Consider the following 19,033-nt stretch of genomic DNA (forward strand, 5'->3'; position numbering starts at 1 on the left):
TGCTATTCACAGCGTCAAAAACGCGGTTTTGATAAATTCTAACCTTCAGTTCAGGTTAACCTATACTTATCTAAGTTATAGGGTGATTTAACAGCAATTTTGAAGGAGTAAAAAATGGCAGATTATAAAGCATGGCTTGGCGATTTAACCAAATGGCTAAAAGATGTAAAAGATCATGAAGTAAAAGACGCAGTTACTCGATTTGTTGAATCTGAGCAGGCACTTAAAGATTTAGGGCAAGAAAGATACGCTTTATATAAAAGTTATTTACAGCGCGATATAGAACATGTCCAAGAAAACGAATCGCACTATAATTCGCTTGCATGGCAAGAGCTTAAAGAATCATTATGGTTTGAGCTTTCACACATAGAAGATAAAACTCAGCTTGAGTGGCAATCTCTTAGTCAAGATTTTAAGCACAATGGTGTGTATCACGCAGCCGAATGGATAGCCATGGGCACATTAGTATGTAAGAATTGCACCCATAGTTACGATGTTTATCACGCGACACAAATTACACCGTGTATTGAATGTGATGGAATCTATTTTAGTCGTAAGGCGCTGCACCCTTAAATATAAGTATTAAGTGGCTGCGGGCCACTTAATACGCCCAAAGGCCAGCGAATATGTTGGTAAAAAAAGAAGTTAGAATGACGAAAAAATTGCTGCCACTATCTGTTTCAAAGCTCGCACCGAGTATTTCTACTAATCACGTACATACGTGTATGAGCAATCCATACCCCGAGCAACTAACATTTATAGGCCAACAACGCGCCCAAAGTGCCTTAGATTTCTCTTTAGGGATGGAACTACCTGGTTATAACGTTTATGTAATGGGCGAGGCTGCCCATGGGCGCTTTACGCTTGTTAAAGATAAACTTAAGCAACACGCAAAAGACCGCCCAACCCCAAACGAATGGCTATACGTAAATAATTACGATGATCACAGAGAGCCTATCGCGTTGTTTATGCATGCAGGGCAAAGCAAGCAACTTAGTGACGACATAGATTCATTTTTAGATGAAGTACTCGACACATTTCCTGCTGCATTTGATAACCCAGGATACCAACGCAAAAAAAAATCAATCGACCGTGAATTTAACGATGCCTACGACAGCGCTATTACCGCAGTAGAAATTGCGGCATTTGAGCAAAGTGTTGCATTAGTTGAAGAAAAAAATTCAGTAGGGTTTGCACCGCTAGTAGATGGTAAACAATTAAGCGACAGCGAATTTGGCGAACTTGAAGAAACGTTACGCGAAGAGTTTTTTGAAAAAATTGAAAAGCTAGAAGATGCATTAATAGAAGCGTTAATTGAGCTGCCACGCTGGAAGCGCGAATCAAAAGAAAAACAGCGTAATCTTAAAAAGTCGACTGCAGAGCAGGCCACAAAACCGCTTTTAAAAGACTTAGAACATAAATATGCAACTCATATTGGTGTACTGCGTTATTTAAAAGATATACGCGTTGAAATTATAGACGCGGTACTTGAATGGCTCGATGACGAAGACGAAAGCGAAGAAAGCAAAGAAGACTTTGATCGTAAAGGCATGCTTACCGACTTTTTTGCACCTAATATTTTAGTTGAGTTTAAAGAAGACGATGCAGCACCCGTGGTGTACGAGCCCAATCCAACATTTGGTAATATATTTGGTAAAATTGAGTATTCCACATCGCAAGGGTCTTTAATTACCAGTTATCGCTCTATTCAGCCGGGCGCATTGCACCGTGCTAATGGCGGTTATTTAATTATGGATGCTGAAAAGGTAATGGCTAACCCTCAAGTGTGGGATGGTTTAAAACTGTCGCTTAAAACGCATCAAATTAAAAACGACTTACCGTATCAAGATAGCTCAGTAGGTAGTAGTTTTACACTTCGCCCGCAGCTTATACCGCTTGATGTAAAAATTATTTTATTAGGCTCGCGCGAACTGTATTACACCATAGGTGAATACGATGAAGAGTTTGCAGAGTTATTTAGAGTATTAGCTGACTTTGATTACTACTTACCAAGTAGCGATAAATTACAGTACCAATTTATAACTAAAGTTACCGAGTACTGCGAGCAAACATTAAAGTGCACTACCACACAAGCAGCTATGGTGCGTTTACTTAAGTTTAGCTACCGCCAAGCAGAGCATCACAATAAGCTTTCTGCGCGCTTTGCTGATGTACTTGAATTAGTTGCAGAGGCAAGTTACTACGCAAAACAAGATAAATTAACTGTTATAGATGCGCATCATATTGATGAAGCCATTGAAGGTAAGCAATACCGTACCGGCCAAATTAGTGAAAACATGCTAAGCGATATAAAAGAAGGTCACACACTTATTGCAACCGACGGCCAAGCCATTGGTAAAGTAAATGGCTTAACCGTATTACACATTGGCGATACCTCATTTGGTACCCCTGCGCGTATTACGGCAACGGTTTATGCTGGCGCCGATGGCGTAATAGATGTTGAACGCGAAGCTGAGCTTGGTAAAGCAATTCACTCAAAAGGTGTTATGTTGCTTACCGGTTATTTAGGTAATAAATATGCGCAGCACTTTAGCTTAACGCTTAGCGCTAATATTGCCATTGAGCAAAGCTATGGTTACATAGATGGCGATAGCGCATCTTTGGCTGAGTTGTGTGCGCTTATTTCGTCTATTACAAGCCTACCTATTAGCCAATCAATTGCACTAACAGGCTCTATTAACCAACATGGTGATGTACAGGCTATTGGTGGCGTAAACGAAAAAATAGAAGGCTTTTTCAAACTGTGTAAAATGCGTGGCTTAACAGGTTCGCAAGGCGTTATCATTCCAAAATCAAACCAAGTTAACTTAGTGCTTGATGACGAAATACTTAATGCAGTTGAGGCGGGTAAATTTAATATTTACGCAGTTGAAACCGTAGACCAAGCGCTTAATCTGTTAATGGATATAGAAGCTGGCGATATTATTGATGACCAGTATCCAGAAAACTCAGTAAACGGAATTGCGCTTGCTCGCCTTAAAGAAATTGCCGACATAGTAAATGGCGATAACGATGACGAAAAAGACGAAGAACTAGATAACGAAAAAGGTTAATAATGATCAATATAATTTTGGCGGTGGTTATCGCCATTTTTTGTTTTTTAATATTTCAAAATAGTAAAAAAGCAAAACAACAAGCAGGCATAAATGCACAAATAGGGGCAGATTACTTAGCCGCTAACGCAAAAGTAGAAGGTGTAGTAGAAACAGCTTCTGGCTTGCAGTACAAAATACTGCATAAAGGTGAGAGTGAAAACACACCAAGCCCAACAAGTATGGTTAACGTGCATTACCACGGCACACTAATCGACGGCACGGTGTTTGACAGCTCAGTAGAGCGTAAAACACCGATTAGCTTTGGCTTGCACCAAGTGATTAAAGGCTGGACTGAGGGCTTACAACTGATGAGCCCAGGCGATAAATACACATTTTATGTACCGCACCAATTAGCATACGGCGAAAAACGTGTAGGGAGTATTCCTCCTGCCTCAGTACTTATTTTTGAAGTAGAGCTACTGGCAATTGAGTCTTAGTAATTAAATAACAAGGAAGTAAATTATGAATAAAGACGAATTACTTAAAATAGCCAAGGGTGATATTAACTTTACCTTTCAATCTATTATTTATGCATTAGCGCTGTGCTTACTCGTTGCAGCTGTTTTTTTACTAAAGATGAGCGTTAACCTACAAATGGGTTTAATAGTTTGTATTATCGGTGTGTTTGGAATGACTATTTATAATAATTTAAATACTCGCCTAAATGCGGCGCTTGCACTTATTGCGCTCTCACAAGATAACCAAAGCACTAAGTAAGCAACGAGTTAGTTTAATAAATTGGTATAAGCCCTACTTTAATAAAGTGGGGCTTTTTGCTTTTAGCTAACATTAAAATTTACTCAAGGATTTTAATACGAGGTCGATACCTATAATAGTTACAAAGCTATTTTAGGGATAAAATAATGAAGATTTCACCGACTCCCATTCCATACCAAGTATACAGCTCAAATACTCAAACTTTAGCGCAATCAGATAAACTACCTGTTGAAAAAGCGAGTGAAGAAAAGAGCGAGGAAGAAAATGAGGAAGAGCCAAAATATGTGTTATCAAAGTTTCTAGATACCAAAGCGCAAGAATATAGTGAAGATAACGCTACGTTCGGCAATCAATATAAAAACCTCGAAAAAGTATACAAACACTTCACCTGGCGAATTATTGCACTGCAAGAGCAAATTAATAAACTTAAACAAAGCCCCGTACAACGTAGTATAACTATAAACACTTCTGTAAGTGAGCCGAATAAAAGTGATGTGAGTTTAACTTTAGATGCTGAGCACCTAGGTGTAAAACAATATAAAAACACGCAACAGCAAGAACAAATAGATATGTTAGAGCTGCAATTAGGGGAGTTAAAATCAGAGCAAGCGGCAATAAAGCAACAAATGGTTGAACTGGTTATTAATGAACTAAAGAGGCGGGGCGACGACTATACTATTTAGCGCCGCCAACATGCTGGTGGGCTAGCTTTTAAACTCAATTTTACCCACTTCAAGTTTAAACCTACCTTCTTGCTTGCCTGCAATCATAAAGCCTAGCTGTTTTATATCATCAAAATCAATAATCGGTTGTTGCTCAAGCACGCGGCCGCGATACGTTAAAGTAAAATCACTCGGAGCAAAGTTTATATCTACCCATTCATTTTTTACTGTTTTAAATGAGTGGGTGTACGCTGCGCCATCAAGGTAATTGGTTGTTCTGAGCCTGAGCTGATAGGTTTGTCCATCGCCTTTAACACGCAGTGCTATAGCTTTAGTGTTTTGGCTTTGTGTATTTAGCTCTGTACGTATTGATGCAAAACCGCCGTTATTATCAAGCGAAACATTGCCTGTAAAAAGCAAACTTTCTTGAGTTTGTGTTACTTGGCTATTAGATACACCGCCCATTACTGAGTCGTTAACAACGTACCAGCGCTGGTTTGCATTCGCTTGTGCACTTACAACTAATAAATTAAATACAAAAAGTGATGATAGTTGTTTGGTGATCATGGCTTACTCCTAAGTACTTTAAGCTTATCAATACGGATAAACATATTATTTGTTCACTTATTTAAAGCTAATTATTTTTACGGCTCCATTTTTTCATGATTTTTTCAAACATAATTTCTTTATCAGTTTTATCCTCAGGGCAGGGTTTACCGCTACCTTGAGGCATGCCATTACTACCAAATACGGTGGAAGTATCAATTAAATAGCATTTACCATTAAATTTTTCTAATCGTCGTGTGCCTGTTGTATTTTGGTTAATAACTTCTGAATTATCAGATTTTACTGGTGTTTTAATTGTGGGCTTATTGTTTATCTCTTCATTTTCAGAGCTTTTATCTTCACCAAAGGAGACCATTTTTTTATGAGTCATATTATTTACAGGAGAGCCAAATAGCGGCGCGTATGGATTTAGCTTTTTAAATGTTTGAGAAGCTTTTGTTGTAGGCTCTGAAGGCGCGGCTACCAGGGGTTCAACAGGTTTTACAGAGGCTTTTTTAAGCTCTGTTTGTGCCTTTGGTAACGTGATGGTTTTGGCTTGCGTTTTTTTAGTTGCCCTTACTTTGGCTTTTGTAGAATCTTTTTTTATAGGTGTAGTGTTAGAGGTCGCTGAATTTGGTGCATCAGTTTTAGTGTTTACAGTTTTTATATCAGGCGCATTGGTTGTTGTAACAACTGAGCTTAGCTTAGGTAGGCTTGCTAAATTAACCGTAACATAGGCCTGTATTATTGCGTTTTTTTCCTCCTTTGGCGGCGCAACTTTAATAGATTGCGAAAACAAAAAGTACAACACAATAGCGTGTATACACAACGAGATAACCCACGGCCATGCATTCCCTTTATTCACATCAAACCCTCAACTTAATAGTGCTGTTAAGAGTCAATAAAATACATTTAGTTCACCTAAAGTTAATGTGTTTTACTTTGTGGCTTTATTGCAGATACAACAAAACTATTTTGCAGTTTTTGTTGTTTTTGCATGTGCTTGGTTACGTTATTATGAGCGCAATCAAACTTAGGAGGCATTATGACATTGCTTTTTGAACCAATAGAACTTGCAGGTAAAACATTAAAAAACCGTATTGTTATGCCCCCAATGACTCGCTCGCGTTCAACACAGCCTGGCGATATAGCTAACGACTTAATGGCAACATATTACGCACAGCGCGCAAGTGCCGGACTAATTGTAAGCGAAGGCACACAAATTAGTGAGCTTGGTAAAGGTTACGCTTGGACTCCGGGTATTTATTCAAATGAGCAAGTTGCAGGCTGGAGTAAAGTAACAAGCGCAGTACATAGCGCTGGTGGAGTGATGTTTGCTCAGCTTTGGCATGTTGGCCGTGTTACCCACAGTGACAACACTGGTGGCGTGCAGCCTATTTCAGCCTCGGGCATTGCCGCAAAAGACGTAAAAGTATTTGTAGATACAAACGGCGCACCGCGGTTTGTAGACACCCAACTCCCACGCGAAATGAGCAAACAAGATATTACGCATGTCATAGGCGAATTTCGCCAAGCTGCTAGAAATGCAGTTAATGCAGGGTTTGATGGCATAGAGCTTCATGCTGCAAATGGTTACCTTATTAATCAATTTTTAGACTCAGAGTCAAATGCTCGCACCGATGAATATGGTGGCAGTGTGCAAAACCGCATACGCTTTTTAATTGAAGTGGTACATGCTGTTAGCGACGAAATTGGTAGCAGCAAAGTAGGCGTAAGACTAGCCCCGTTAACAACCCTTAATGGCACAGTAGACGAAAACCCTGAGGAAACTTACTTAGCGGTTTCTGAGGCATTAAATAAAGCCGGTGTAGGTTACATGCATATAGCCGAAGCCGATTGGGATGACGCACCTTTAATGAGTGTTGAATTTAAAAAATCGATTCGCAAAGCCTACAGTGGTGTATTAATTTACGCAGGTAAGTACACCAAAGAGCGCGCAGACGAAGCACTTAGCGAAGGCTGGGCCGACATGATTGGCTTTGGTCGCCCGTTTGTATCAAACCCAGACTTACCAGCACGCTTAAAGCAAGGCAAGCCTCTTAACAGCCACAACCCCGACACCTTATTTGGTGGCGCAGAACAAGGCTATACCGATTATCCAACGGTATAATTGCTAGTAAGTAATAAACATTGAGTAAAAACATGAAGGGCTGCATTTTATGCAGCCCTTTTTTGTGCATTGATTCTAATAGCTTTACCTTGAGCAAAAAATAAAAAACGCGTAAGTTAACCGGGTTACCTATTTTAATAACAAGAAAATAAATGAAAGCCACAGAAATAGAACAATTAGAATTATCAAATTCTGAAACCCGAGAAGTTATTACACCCTACGCTTTTAAAATTGACAGCGCTTTACTGGGCTTGCCTTTAGCTACACCTATTCAGCGTGCACTAGCGATTATTATTGATGTTGCACTGATATTTTTAGCAGCCAAACTTAGCGCTGCTTTAATAGCATTTGTTGCTGCAATGGCTTTTTATAAAGGTACAGCACAGCAATACCTTCCAAAAATGTCGAATGTGTGGCGAAGAATCTTAAAAATAACGGCAGCAAGTATTTTATTTGTAAGCGCACTTACTGTGCTTTCAATTGGCATTGATTACCTAGAAGACGATAACACTGATCAAGGTTTAGCTGTTCAGGGCGTAAAAATACAAGATGAAATTCAGCTTACCGCCACAGAAAAACAACAGCTAAATACTTATTTAGCGCAAACAGCCGATGACAGCTGTGAGCAACCCTGTCAACGAAACGCGCTTGATAATTTAATTGGGCAAGTTCCCAAATTAGCAGAAATGGACGGCCTACAAAACCCACAACTTGCTACCGTACTTTTACAATTATTAGTGCTCAGTGAAAATAACGAAATAAAGCCTGCACAGTTAATAGAAGAAAAACCTGCACAAACAAGCACAAATAGTATTTTGCAGTGGAGCAAAGGCATTATTCAAGACTTGGGCTTAGGTTTTGGCTGGGCTGCTGTTTACTTTACGTTGTTCTCGTTACTTTGGCGCGGCCAAACACCGGGTAAAAAGGTATGTAATATTCGTGTGGTTGCCTTAAGCGGTGAGCCATTAGGATTATTAGATTGTTTTGGTCGCTACGGCGGCTACGGTGCAGGCTTTGCCACAGGCTTGTTAGGGTTTTTACAGATATATTGGGATCCAAACAGACAAGCCATTCAAGATAAAATATCAGCCACTGTGGTTATTAAAGGTAACTTGAATCAAGTTGTAAATGTTGAAACGGTAGAAGAGACTGTAAAAAGTTAAGTTTGCTCTTATTAATTACAAGGATGGTTATGAAAGCTTTATTAATGGCGTTTAGTTATCTGTATTTTATTACAGCTTCGTATGCGTCAGAAAATATTGTGTTAGCAGAAACACATCAGCTTAAGTCTATTATTTTAGGTGAGCAGCGCAGTTATAGTGTTTATTTACCGCCAAGCTACAAGCAAAACCTCGAACGAGTATATCCTGTTATTTACCTGCTTGATGGCGACCCAACCCATTTAAAAGCCTTAGCGGGGCTTGTTGAAGCACTCAGTACTGAGCGGCTAGAAAAACAAATTCAACAAGCAATTATTGTCGCTGTTCCAAACAGTAAAAATGCGATAAGAGAGCGCGACTTTACCCCTACCAATGTCGATTGGACTTTTAACGGCAAGCTACTCGAAAAATTTGAAAATATTGGCAATGCCGCAAACTACACCGCTTTCTTTGAAAAAGAACTTATTCCCTTCATTAATAAAAATTACCGTACATCAAATAAGCGGGTATTAATTGGGGAATCTTTCGGCGGCTTGTTCGCAAGTTATGTTTTACTTACAAATCACTCTTTATTTACTGATTACTTAATTATTGATGCAACCTACCTTTGGGATAATAATTATCTCAATCGTTATTTTGACGAACAACAACTTATAAATAAGCAGCTTAAAGGCAATGTATATTTTACTTTTGCTAATAATGCAGCTTTTGGTGAAATTGGAGAGGCTAATTATAAATGGGGCTTAGAGCTTGCTAAAAAACTAAAAGCGCACCCGAGTAATAGTTTATATATAAATCAACGTTACTTTGAAGAAGAAACTCATGGCACGGTGGCAGCGCTTAGTTGGTACTATGGTTTAATACGTTTATTGAAATTGTAAATAAAGCTTTCGGTTACTCCAACGCTTAATCAGTCCCTGAATAGCTTTATACCACTTGCTTTACTAATCTTTTGCAAGCTTCTATTAAAAGTATCAATTTGAATTTGTTTATTTGGATATTTGCTTTTTAACTGTTTTATTAATAATGACATAAGACCTATATTTCTATAGTTGGGTTCTGAATAGCACACCCAAATAAAGATAATTTCACTTATTTCATACATTAAATAAGCTTTGTTTTTAATAAATAAAACTTGATATGGATATAGAGAATACTCTGAAAAGTTCATATGATCTAAATAAAAGCTTTTGAATCTATAAATATGATTCGATTTATATGTTACTGGATCTATGACTACTTCCTCTTCAACAAATTCACTTGCATCACAATCATAGGCGCACTCTGCAAAATTTAAGTTTAGTTTAGAAAACTCTATTAAGCTGTTTTGTTCAATCAAATTTGGCACCATTATTACTAAATAAAACGTTTATCGTTATTTTGTGATACTGGAGAAAATCACTTGGAAGATACATATCGAACGCCAACAACTCCCATCAACAGCACAAATCCCCACACAAACACATTGCCGTATTGGCTGTACACGCTGTCGCCTTTTATAAGCTTAATGTTGGCTTTCAATATGGTAGCTTCAAACTGAGGCATGGTTTGTTGAGTGTGGCTTATAGGGTCGTATACGGCGCTTACACCATTGTTAGTAACACGCACTAGAGGGCGCTGTAGTTCGAGCGCGCGCATACGGGCTATTTGCATATGTTGCAAAGGTCCAATAGAGTCGCCAAACCAGGCATCGTTACTTACAGTAAAGAGTAGGTCGGAGTCGCTTTTGTAATTACCGCGTACTAAGTCGGCAAAAACAATTTCGTAGCAAATAGCAGGGAGTAAGTTATAGCCATTGGCGCGTAAGTTGTTTTGCACTTTGTCGCCACGGGTAAACGATGACATAGGCAAATCGAATAATGGGGCAATAGGGCGCAAAAAGTCTTGAAACGGTACAAATTCGCCAATAGGTAGTAGCTGGTGTTTTTGATAGCGGTTTTTATCAAGGTAATGGTAATGCCCATGCTCGTCGCCACGTTCTTTATTACCGACCACAATAAGTGTGTTGAATATATTTTTGGTGTCTCGCTGGTAGTCAACAATACCGGTTACAAGGGCGGTTTGATTAAACGAGGCGGCACTGTCTAAATTGGCTAGGTAGGAATCGGCAAGCATTTCTATTTCAGGCACTGCGGCTTCTGGCCATACTATTAAGTCGGCATCCCAATGTGGGCGTGTCATGTCTTGGTATTTGCTCATTGTGGTCCAAAACTCACTTGGCTCAAAGCGCAGGTGTTGCTGTATGTTGCCTTGTACGAGCAATACTGACATGTTTTTATCTGTGTAATGAATGCTGCCTGTGGTATTTGCGCCTGTAAAAATAAGCGCAACAGCTGTCGCAGTAACCGCCGGGGTTTTAAAATCTTTTTGGGTAAGTCTATATAGTGCAAAGCCAATAGCCACACACGTTAGTGTTAAGCCAAACTCGCCAATATAAGGGGCAAGCAGCCTTAAAGGTCCGTCGGTTTGTGTGTAGCCAAAACTTAACCACGGGAAACCGGTAAGTACGGTGCCACGTAAATACTCACTAATTGCAAAGCAGGCAATTAATAATGCGCCAAAGCTTTTAGGGCCACTGGCAAAGCGTGTAGTTGCCCAAAAGGCAAGTGCGGGAAATAATGCTAAGTATGAGCACAAAAAAGCCATTAACGAGAGCGACGCTATAAGCGGCATACCGCCAAAGGTGGCAATAGAAACATGTACCCAGCTTATACCTGCACCAAACCAGCCTAGGCCAAATATAAAGCCATATTTAGCGGCGGTTTTTGCGTGTGCTTTACCGGTATTATTGGGATTAATGCAAAAAATTATGGCGCCAAGACTAATAAATACGATGGGCCAAATTTCAAAAGGGGCATAGCCAAAAGTTAAAACAAGGCCCGCAACGAGTGCGAGCCATGCTTTTTTATCTTTTGCTAATAGGGTAAGTCTAGTTAGCAGTTTCTTCACTGTCGTTATCATCAGCCTTAGGAACGGTGACTTGCAGTTGCAAAATACGACGATTGTCGGCGTTGGTTACTTTAAATTGGTAACCTTCTATGTCAATCGTTTCACCACGGCTTGGCATATGGCCAAATGCGTGCAGTACAGTTCCGCCAATAGTATCGGCTTCGTCTGTGCTGTAGCCTGTTTTAAAATGCTCGTTAAAGTCATCTACAGGAGTGAGTGCTTGCACTACGTGGACATGTTTAGCAAGTTGACGAATATCTTGATGTTCTTCTTCTTCGTCGTGCTCATCTTCGATTTCGCCAACAATTATCTCAAGAATATCTTCAATCGTTACTAAGCCTGATACGCCGCCGTATTCGTCAATAACAACAGCCATATGGTAGCGTTGCTGACGGAATTCGTTTAGCAATGTATCAACACGTTTGCTTTCAGGTACTACCATTGCTGGGCGTAAATAATCGCGTATTGATGGTAAATGCTCGTCTTTATTTAAGATCAGTGGCAATAAATCTTTAGCGAGTAAAAAACCTTCTACATGATCTTTGTCTTCAATCACCACTGGAAAACGTGAGTGAGTTGAGTCAACCATCATTGGAATTAGTTCTTCAAGCGGGCTGTCGATCTCAAGAGTGATCATTTGTGAGCGCGGAACCATTATGTCTCGCACTTTAAGCTCAGACACGCCAAGCACACCTTCTATCATCTCTTTTGTTTCTGGATCGATTACGTCTCGTTCTTGCGCATCGGCAATAACTTCGACCAGCTCTTCTCTATTCTGGGGTTCCCCTTGCAACATTTGGGCTATTCTGCCCAACCACGTTTTGCCAGAAGAACCCTGGCTAGATTGCGAGTTACCGTCGCTCATTGCGTCTAATTGCTCCGTTAATTTAAATATCGTCCCGGTATGGGTCTGCTATGTTTAGCTCTGCAAGTAATTGCTTTTCGATGCTTTCCATCTCTAAAGCATCGTCACTCTTTATATGGTCAAATCCAAGCAAATGCAAGCATCCGTGAATAACCATGTGAGCAAAGTGGTCATGAAATGACTTCTCTTGCTCAATTGCTTCAGCTAATACAATGGCTGGGCAAATAATTAAATCACCAACCAAGGGAATATCTATGCCTGGTGGTGCCTCAAATTCGAACGACAGTACGTTGGTCGGTTTATTTTTACCGCGATAGTCGTTATTAAGTTGTTGCGATTGCGCTTCGTCGCTAATAACGATACTGAGTTCGGACTCGTCACGGTATTGGCTAAGGGCTTTGTCGGCCCATAGTGCAAATTGTTCTTCGCTTGGGAGGTTGTCAAACTCACAGGCTATTTGTAAATCAAGTTCGGTTGTCAAAGTATTACTCTTTAGTAGTAGGCTGTTGAAGAGCAGCGAGTGCGTCTTTTGCATTTTGCTTTTCAATACGCTTAAGTCGCTCGCTTTCGTCGTTACGCTCGTAGGCTTCAACTATGCGTGCTACAACAGGGTGGCGTACTACGTCGTGGGCTTTGAAGTAGTTAAAGCTAATTTCGTTTACGCCATCAAGTACTTCAATTGCATGGCGAAGGCCTGAGCGTGTGCCACGAGGTAAATCGACCTGTGTAATATCGCCTGTAATCACCGCTTTTGAGTTAAACCCTATACGGGTTAAAAACATTTTCATTTGCTCGGCGGTGGTATTTTGGCTTTCATCTAAAATAATAAAGGCATCGTTTAAAGTACGTCCGCGCATGTAAGCAAGCGGTGCGACTTCGATGATATTTTTTTCGATGAGCTTTTCTACTTTTTCAAAACCTAGCATTTCAAAAAGCGCATCGTAAAGAGGGCGCAGGTATGGGTCTATTTTTTGACTTAAATCGCCTGGTAAAAAGCCAAGCTTTTCGCCAGCTTCTACAGCAGGGCGCGTTAGTAATATACGGCGTATTTCTTGGCGCTCAAGAGCGTCGACGGCGGCTGCAACTGCAAGGTAAGTTTTACCAGTACCTGCAGGGCCAATACCAAAGGTAATGTCGTGGTTTAGAATATTAGCCACATAAACACCTTGGTTGTCGTTACGTGGTTTAATAACACCACGGCGGGTTTTAATAACCATTTCTTTGCCATAAGCGCTGCTGGATGCATCTTGCTCTAAGGCTTTTGATTCGGTAATAGCTAAATGAACGGCGTCGGGTTCTATTTCGCCTAAAACACCACGAACGGGCTGAGTATCAACATAAAGGTTTTTTAAGATTTCTACAGCGCCGGCGCAGTTGTGTAGTTTACCGGTTACTTTAAAAAAGTTGTCACGGTGAATTATTTCAACAGCCAGGTGGCGTTCAATTTGTTTGATGTTTTCGTCAAACGGGCCACATAAAGAAGATAGGCGTTTGTTATCGGCAGGTTCTAAATAAATCTCTAATGTTTTTAACTGATTACTCAAAATTGCTTCCTATAGTACTGCGCCAGCGTTAACTGGCGCTAATTGTGTGACTAAGGAACGAAAGTAGCTACGCCAATTTCGTTAACAGTGTCTGGTTTTGGCTCTGCAGCTGCAGCTTTAGTTAAAATAGCTGAAGGAGCGACTTCACGTCGTAAGTTCATTTCTGATTCTGTACGAATTAAGTCACCACGTAAAGAGTTAGGTAGTGCTTCGGTGATACGTACATCAACAAACTGTCCGATCACAGTGTGCGGGCCAACAAAGTTTACTACACGGTTGTTTTCTGTACGGCCACGTAATTCCATAGGGTTCTTCTTAGAAGGACCTTCAACAAGTATACGTTGCTCTGTATCGAACATTTGACGACTAATTTGCTGCGCCATTTGTGTAATACGGTTTTGTAGTAAGTATAAGCGTTCTTTTTTCTCTTGCTCTGTTACGTCATCTGGTAAATCTGCCGCTGGCGTACCTGGGCGTGCGCTGTAAATAAAGCTAAAGCTCATATCAAAACCTATGTCGCTAATAAGCTTCATGGTTGCTTCAAAGTCTTCTTTGCTTTCGCCTGGGAAACCAATAATGAAATCTGATGACATGCTTAAGTTAGGACGAATTTTACGTAACTTACGAATTGTCGATTTGTATTCAATTGCCGTATGGCCACGTTTCATTAGGTTTAATATACGGTCTGAACCACTTTGTACTGGTAAATGTAAGTGATCTACAAGCTCTGGTACATCGGCGTAAACGTCGATTATATCTGGGGTAAATTCTACCGGGTGCGATGTGGTGTAACGAATACGGTCAATACCATCAATAGCTGCAATAAGACGAATTAAATCAGAGAAGTAACAAATTTCGCCATCGTGCGTATCGCCGCGGTATGCGTTTACGTTTTGACCTAAAAGATTTACTTCACGTACGCCTTGCTCTGCAAGTTGTGCAACTTCAAGTAGTACGTCATCTACTGGGCGACTAACTTCTTCACCACGAGTATAAGGTACAACACAAAAAGTACAGTACTTAGAACAGCCTTCCATAATTGATACGAAAGCAGATGGGCCATCTGCTTTTGGCTCTGGCAGGCGGTCAAATTTTTCAATCTCTGGGAATGAAATATCAACAACCGATGAGCCTTTGTCGCCTTGCACTTGTTTAATCATTTCAGGTAAACGGTGTAGCGTTTGCGGACCAAAAATAACATCTACAAATGGTGCACGTTGGCGAATAGAGTCACCTTCTTGTGAGGCAACACAACCACCTACACCAATGATTAAATCTGGCTTGTCGTCTTTTAATAACTTCCAGCGACCTAATTGGTGAAATACTTTTTCTTGTGCTTTTTCACGAATTGAACAGGTGTTAAGTAAGATTACGTCGGCATCTGTTGCATCTTCAGTTAGCTGGTAGCCGTTGGTGGCATCTAAAAGTTCAGCCATTTTCTGAGAGTCGTATTCGTTCATCTGACAACCCCAGGTTTTAATATGCAGCTTTTTGCTCATTGAAATATTGCCTCGTGTTCAATTCGATAGTGGCACAAAAATGTGCTAGAAACAGGATTAAGGAGCAAGCATGCTCACTTAAAGGAGGCGTATTTTAGCTGGATACCCGCCCAGATCCAAGTATAGTTTTCATGTTTGTGATCTCAAATCAATACAGGGCGAGTTTAATGTGCTGTTAGGGATATCCTCTGGTATAAAACAAATTAATTTTGATACAATCAAAACAGACTCAAGTAATAATAAAATGATGAAAAACATGACTAAAAATAATGTGATAGTAGTGGGCGGAGGCATGGTTGGCGCGGCTATGGCGATAAAGCTGGCTCAACAAGGCTTTGGCGTGCGCATAATTGAAAAACACCTTATAGACCCATCACACATTCTTAGTAGCGATAAGGTGGATATTAGAGTGTCGGCCATTAATCGTTTTTCAGAAAATTTACTTGATGAATTAGGGGCAATGCCGCTTTTAAGGCAAAACCGTATAGCGCCTTATCAACAGTTGGAAGCATTTGAGCGCGGTGGAGATAATTTATTATTCGATTGCGCCGATATAAACACGACACATTTAGGCCACTTGATTGAAAATAGTTTAATTCAAGCAAGTTTGTGGCAGCAATTTGGGCGGTATAAGATTGAGGTTATTGAGCAATCATTACCGGTTACTAAAATAGAGCAAACGGATGATTTAATTACGCTTGTGTATGGAGATCAAACCTATACAGCCGATTTAGTGATTGCAGCCGATGGCGGGCAATCGCAGCTGCGTGCTAAAGCTAATATAGGAATTACTGGTTGGCAGTACCAACAGCATTGCATGGGGGTCTTAATTAAGCTCGATGCACCGCAACAAATTAAAACATGGCAGCAGTTTACACCAACAGGGCCATTGGCATTTTTACCAATGCAGGCACCGTACGCTAATTTAATTTGGTACGACGATGCAAATACACTGCAAGCATTTAGAGGGTTAAACCCAGAGCAGTTAAAAATGCACATACTTAATAAGTTTCCAGAGCTTGCTGGAGACTTTGAAGTACAGACCCATGCGATATTTCCGCTTACTCGTCAGCATGCTAATAGCTATTCGCAAGGGCGCTTAGTTTTAGTGGGCGATGCTGCACATACAATTAACCCCCTTGCAGGGCAGGGCGTTAATTTAGGTTTTCAGGATGTTGTGGCACTTGCTGATATTTTAAATGATGCAGATGATGTTGGTTGCCCACTAAAGCTTAAAGAATACGAGCGAGCTCGACGCAAAGCCAATTTGTTAATGATGAGCATGATGGATGCCTGTTACTTTGGGTTTTCTAATCAAATTACGCCACTTAAATGGGCACGCAGCCAGTTTTTAAAAATGGCGAATAATACGGGGCCAATAAAAAACTGGGTTTTAAAATACGCAATTAGCGGTGATTTAGGCTAAATTTAAAGTAGATATTAAAAAGGCTCATTTATGAGCCTTTTTTTATGTCTGTGTTTAAGTGGACAAATAGTGACCCAGTTATATTAAATAAAATTTTAATTTGACTAGGGTTATATCACTAAACCGCAATTTAATAATTTTAAAGAGCCTATGTGTGGATAATTTTTTTTCAGTAATAATTATTTTAGGTGCGCTACTGCTAGTTGCTAGCTTAAAAACAACCTTTAAAGTTTGTAAAAAAACATCGCAAAGAGCGTGGAGTGTACTTTTATGCGCTATTGTCTGTTTTATTTTAGGGTATTGGTGGATACTTTATTACTTTTCAAATTACGATACGGCACCAATAATAAGAAATGCAGTTGCCACAATATTATTTGGTGGTGCAGGGTTTGTTTTCTTAGTTGTCAAACTGAGTTTAAAAAGCATCCTTAAAATAGAGCAAGCAACGCAGTATCAAAAATATCAAACTGAGCACGATAACTTAACAACCTTACCCAACCGCAATAGCTTTTTTAAATCCTTGAGTAAACAAGTCGATTACCCTTCTTCATTTGCATTATTTTATATTGATTTAAATAACTTTAAACAAATTAATGATGCGTTTGGTCATCAATGTGGCGATCAACTATTAGCAGCGTTCGCCAATAAACTAAGCAAAGACTTGTGCGGAATTGCTAAATTATATCGAATAGGAGGTGATGAGTTTGCATTTTTACTGCATACCGATGCGGATGAAAGTATGGATTACTGTGTAAATATTATAAATTCAGCTGTTAAAGCTCCATTTTGTACGAATGAGCAAATAGTTAAAATACAATTAAGTATAGGCGTAAGTCGTTTTCCTGATGATAGCCGATTACCCGATCAGTTATTAAAAAAAGCCGACTTGGCACTGCATGAAGCTAAAAAAACATTTCAACCTTTAGTAAATTACTCATCTGCAATAGGTAAAAGAGCGGAGGACTTTTTTGATTTATCAGCCAAAATTAAAGTGGCATTACATAAAGGTGAGTTTGAACTTTATTTACAACCCATAATAGACTCTAAAGATTTACAATTACATGGCCTAGAAGCGCTTATCCGATGGCCGCAAGATGATGGTAGCTTTATTAGCCCTGAAAAGTTTATAACCGTAGCTGAGCGTACAGGGCTTATTTTTCCTTTATCGAAATGGGTTGTACAAGAAGCGGTTAACCACATTAGAAAACTCAAACTATTTGGTTTCACCGGTACTATACATGTCAATTTATCGACTAAAGATATTGAGAGTAGTGAGTTTTACGATTTTATAATTAACCTACTTACAACCGACCCTACTTTAAGTGACTCACTAATATTTGAAATTACTGAAGGTGCAATGATGACAAATATCCCGGCTGCAAGAAAAATGATGCAGCAGTTGAGTATGCGCGGGTTTAAATTTAATGTTGATGACTTTGGTACTGGGTTTTCGTCACTGTCGTTATTAAGAGAGCTGCCAATCAATCAAATAAAAATAGATCAGTCGTTTATCAAAGATATGCTTATTAACCCACCAGATTATGCCATTGTTGAATCTACATTATTTTTAGCGAGTCGATTAAATTGTGACGTAGTAGCTGAAGGAATAGAAACAAAAGAGGTAGAGCAAGCGCTATTAGGTATGAACTGTGATTATTTGCAAGGGTATTTATATAGTAAACCGATAACAATAGATGAATTTATAAGTATCTATTTAAGTGCAGAAAAAGTAAGTTGAATTTAATGAGTATTGAGAAGTTTTAGACAGGGGAGTCAAATTGGCTGGGATACCAGGATTTGAACCTGGGAATGCCAGGATCAAAACCTGGTGCCTTACCGCTTGGCGATATCCCAACTATAAATTTGAAATAGTTTTAGTTCTTAATAAGAACATGGTGCGGAAGGAGAGACTTGAACTCTCACAACCTAAGTTACTGGAACCTAAATCCAGCGCGTCTACCAATTCCGCCACTCCCGCATCACTAATTTGCTAATTTAAACTCTAAGCAAGAGCTATTCTTTTATCCAACTTTCCTTGGTAGAAGAAGTTGGCTGGGATACCAGGATTTGAACCTGGGAATGCCAGGATCAAAACCTGGTGCCTTACCGCTTGGCGATATCCCAACAAAGAATTCTTTATAATTTTAGTTCTTATAAGAACATGGTGCGGAAGGAGAGACTTGAACTCTCACAACCTAAGTTACTGGAACCTAAATCCAGCGCGTCTACCAATTCCGCCACTCCCGCATCACTAATTTGCCAATTTAAACTCTAAGCTAGAGCAATTCTTTTATCCAACTTTCCTTGGTAGAAGAAGTTGGCTGGGATACCAGGATTTGAACCTGGGAATGCCAGGATCAAAACCTGGTGCCTTACCGCTTGGCGATATCCCAACAAAGAATTAATGATAATTTTATT

At 39.8% G+C, this 19,033-nt stretch carries 18 protein-coding genes and 5 tRNA genes; 10 read left to right on the forward strand and 13 right to left on the reverse strand.

The features are described 5' to 3' along the window. Positions 1–114: 114 nt before the first annotated feature. From ABX891_RS07455 to ABX891_RS07475, 5 genes are all read left to right on the forward strand, one after another. Positions 115–573, forward strand: a complete 459-nt coding sequence (locus ABX891_RS07455; protein WP_354629209.1) for a zinc ribbon-containing protein — start codon at positions 115–117, stop codon at positions 571–573. A 77-nt stretch (positions 574–650) separates the two neighbouring features. Then, positions 651–3,074 (forward strand): Lon protease family protein, encoded by a 2,424-nt coding sequence (locus ABX891_RS07460; protein ID WP_223231687.1) that lies wholly within the window; start codon positions 651–653, stop codon positions 3,072–3,074. 2 nt (positions 3,075–3,076) lie between these two features. Further along, on the forward strand, positions 3,077–3,553 hold the full coding sequence (bamJ, locus tag ABX891_RS07465) for a BamJ family beta-barrel-assembly machinery protein (RefSeq protein ID WP_200219278.1): 477 nt from the start codon (positions 3,077–3,079) through the stop codon (positions 3,551–3,553). Positions 3,554–3,578: 25 nt separating this feature from the next. Beyond that, complete coding sequence (locus ABX891_RS07470) at positions 3,579–3,833, forward strand: hypothetical protein (protein WP_354629210.1); 255 nt, start codon at positions 3,579–3,581, stop codon at positions 3,831–3,833. A gap of 146 nt (positions 3,834–3,979) precedes the next feature. After that, positions 3,980–4,516: a hypothetical protein gene (locus ABX891_RS07475; RefSeq protein ID WP_354629211.1), complete on the forward strand. Its 537-nt coding sequence runs from the start codon at positions 3,980–3,982 to the stop codon at positions 4,514–4,516. Between the two features lie 21 nt (positions 4,517–4,537). Here the strand turns inward: ABX891_RS07475 and ABX891_RS07480 are convergent, their stop codons facing one another. Both ABX891_RS07480 and ABX891_RS07485 read right to left on the reverse strand, forming a co-directional pair. Beyond that, positions 4,538–5,062 carry a CIA30 family protein gene (locus ABX891_RS07480; RefSeq protein ID WP_354629212.1) on the reverse strand — a complete coding sequence of 175 codons (525 nt, stop codon included), beginning with the start codon at positions 5,060–5,062 and terminating at the stop codon, positions 4,538–4,540. 67 nt (positions 5,063–5,129) lie between these two features. Continuing rightward, positions 5,130–5,906 carry a hypothetical protein gene (locus ABX891_RS07485; protein ID WP_354629213.1) on the reverse strand — a complete coding sequence of 259 codons (777 nt, stop codon included), beginning with the start codon at positions 5,904–5,906 and terminating at the stop codon, positions 5,130–5,132. A 180-nt stretch (positions 5,907–6,086) separates the two neighbouring features. Here ABX891_RS07485 and ABX891_RS07490 point away from each other — a divergent pair, with 180 nt between their 5' ends. From ABX891_RS07490 to ABX891_RS07500, 3 genes are all read left to right on the forward strand, one after another. Next, positions 6,087–7,172 (forward strand): alkene reductase, encoded by a 1,086-nt coding sequence (locus ABX891_RS07490; protein WP_354629214.1) that lies wholly within the window; start codon positions 6,087–6,089, stop codon positions 7,170–7,172. 152 nt (positions 7,173–7,324) lie between these two features. Next, positions 7,325–8,335 carry an RDD family protein gene (locus tag ABX891_RS07495; protein WP_354629215.1) on the forward strand — a complete coding sequence of 337 codons (1,011 nt, stop codon included), beginning with the start codon at positions 7,325–7,327 and terminating at the stop codon, positions 8,333–8,335. Between the two features lie 29 nt (positions 8,336–8,364). After that, the gene (locus ABX891_RS07500; RefSeq protein ID WP_354629216.1) at positions 8,365–9,213 is read left to right on the forward strand and encodes an alpha/beta hydrolase; all 849 of its coding nucleotides are present in this window, start codon (positions 8,365–8,367) and stop codon (positions 9,211–9,213) included. Positions 9,214–9,242: 29 nt separating this feature from the next. Here ABX891_RS07500 and ABX891_RS07505 read toward each other — a convergent pair whose 3' ends face one another. From ABX891_RS07505 to miaB, 6 genes are read right to left on the reverse strand one after another with little or no spacing between them, the layout of a single operon-like run. After that, positions 9,243–9,671, reverse strand: a complete 429-nt coding sequence (locus ABX891_RS07505) for a hypothetical protein (protein ID WP_354629217.1) — start codon at positions 9,669–9,671, stop codon at positions 9,243–9,245. Between the two features lie 59 nt (positions 9,672–9,730). Then, a complete protein-coding gene (gene lnt / locus ABX891_RS07510) occupies positions 9,731–11,281 on the reverse strand; it encodes an apolipoprotein N-acyltransferase (RefSeq protein ID WP_354629218.1) in 1,551 nt (516 codons plus the stop codon). Then, the gene (gene corC / locus ABX891_RS07515; protein ID WP_002958541.1) at positions 11,262–12,146 is read right to left on the reverse strand and encodes a CNNM family magnesium/cobalt transport protein CorC; all 885 of its coding nucleotides are present in this window, start codon (positions 12,144–12,146) and stop codon (positions 11,262–11,264) included. Before corC ends, lnt begins: the two co-directional genes overlap by 20 nt. Before the next feature lie 22 nt (positions 12,147–12,168). Further along, positions 12,169–12,627 (reverse strand): rRNA maturation RNase YbeY, encoded by a 459-nt coding sequence (gene ybeY / locus ABX891_RS07520; RefSeq protein WP_002958542.1) that lies wholly within the window; start codon positions 12,625–12,627, stop codon positions 12,169–12,171. Positions 12,628–12,631: 4 nt separating this feature from the next. After that, entirely contained in the window at positions 12,632–13,690 is a 1,059-nt protein-coding gene (locus ABX891_RS07525) for a PhoH family protein (protein ID WP_002958543.1), read from the reverse strand. Positions 13,691–13,740: 50 nt separating this feature from the next. After that, positions 13,741–15,189 (reverse strand): tRNA (N6-isopentenyl adenosine(37)-C2)-methylthiotransferase MiaB, encoded by a 1,449-nt coding sequence (gene miaB / locus ABX891_RS07530; RefSeq protein ID WP_002958544.1) that lies wholly within the window; start codon positions 15,187–15,189, stop codon positions 13,741–13,743. Positions 15,190–15,358: 169 nt separating this feature from the next. Here miaB and ABX891_RS07535 point away from each other — a divergent pair, with 169 nt between their 5' ends. Both ABX891_RS07535 and ABX891_RS07540 read left to right on the forward strand, forming a co-directional pair. Continuing rightward, on the forward strand, positions 15,359–16,615 hold the full coding sequence (locus ABX891_RS07535) for an FAD-dependent monooxygenase (RefSeq protein ID WP_354629219.1): 1,257 nt from the start codon (positions 15,359–15,361) through the stop codon (positions 16,613–16,615). 154 nt (positions 16,616–16,769) lie between these two features. Next, positions 16,770–18,353, forward strand: a complete 1,584-nt coding sequence (locus tag ABX891_RS07540) for a putative bifunctional diguanylate cyclase/phosphodiesterase (RefSeq protein ID WP_354629220.1) — start codon at positions 16,770–16,772, stop codon at positions 18,351–18,353. Between the two features lie 41 nt (positions 18,354–18,394). Here ABX891_RS07540 and ABX891_RS07545 read toward each other — a convergent pair. From ABX891_RS07545 to ABX891_RS07565, 5 genes are all read right to left on the reverse strand, one after another. Next, positions 18,395–18,469, reverse strand: a tRNA-Gln gene (locus tag ABX891_RS07545). A gap of 39 nt (positions 18,470–18,508) precedes the next feature. Further along, positions 18,509–18,593 (reverse strand) — tRNA-Leu (locus tag ABX891_RS07550). A gap of 71 nt (positions 18,594–18,664) precedes the next feature. Beyond that, positions 18,665–18,739: transfer RNA gene (locus ABX891_RS07555), tRNA-Gln, on the reverse strand. A gap of 38 nt (positions 18,740–18,777) precedes the next feature. Further along, a tRNA-Leu gene (locus tag ABX891_RS07560) sits at positions 18,778–18,862 on the reverse strand. A 71-nt stretch (positions 18,863–18,933) separates the two neighbouring features. Further along, a tRNA-Gln gene (locus ABX891_RS07565) sits at positions 18,934–19,008 on the reverse strand. Positions 19,009–19,033 lie beyond the last annotated feature (25 nt).

The sequence above is a fragment of the Pseudoalteromonas sp. NCIMB 1079 genome, from assembly GCF_040567695.1.
In the GTDB taxonomy this organism is placed as follows: Bacteria; Pseudomonadota; Gammaproteobacteria; order Enterobacterales; family Alteromonadaceae; genus Pseudoalteromonas; species Pseudoalteromonas distincta.

Coding starts and splice junctions, on each gene's coding strand:
- ABX891_RS07480 (WP_354629212.1), bottom strand. CDS start 5,062: ATGATCACCAAACAACTATCATCACTTTTTGTATTTAATTTATTAGTT.
- ABX891_RS07490 (WP_354629214.1), top strand. CDS start 6,087: ATGACATTGCTTTTTGAACCAATAGAACTTGCAGGTAAAACATTAAAA.
- miaB (WP_002958544.1), bottom strand. CDS start 15,189: ATGAGCAAAAAGCTGCATATTAAAACCTGGGGTTGTCAGATGAACGAA.
- ABX891_RS07495 (WP_354629215.1), top strand. CDS start 7,325: ATGAAAGCCACAGAAATAGAACAATTAGAATTATCAAATTCTGAAACC.
- ABX891_RS07455 (WP_354629209.1), top strand. CDS start 115: ATGGCAGATTATAAAGCATGGCTTGGCGATTTAACCAAATGGCTAAAA.
- ABX891_RS07475 (WP_354629211.1), top strand. CDS start 3,980: ATGAAGATTTCACCGACTCCCATTCCATACCAAGTATACAGCTCAAAT.
- corC (WP_002958541.1), bottom strand. CDS start 12,146: ATGAGCGACGGTAACTCGCAATCTAGCCAGGGTTCTTCTGGCAAAACG.
- bamJ (WP_200219278.1), top strand. CDS start 3,077: ATGATCAATATAATTTTGGCGGTGGTTATCGCCATTTTTTGTTTTTTA.
- ABX891_RS07460 (WP_223231687.1), top strand. CDS start 651: ATGACGAAAAAATTGCTGCCACTATCTGTTTCAAAGCTCGCACCGAGT.
- ABX891_RS07500 (WP_354629216.1), top strand. CDS start 8,365: ATGAAAGCTTTATTAATGGCGTTTAGTTATCTGTATTTTATTACAGCT.
- ABX891_RS07470 (WP_354629210.1), top strand. CDS start 3,579: ATGAATAAAGACGAATTACTTAAAATAGCCAAGGGTGATATTAACTTT.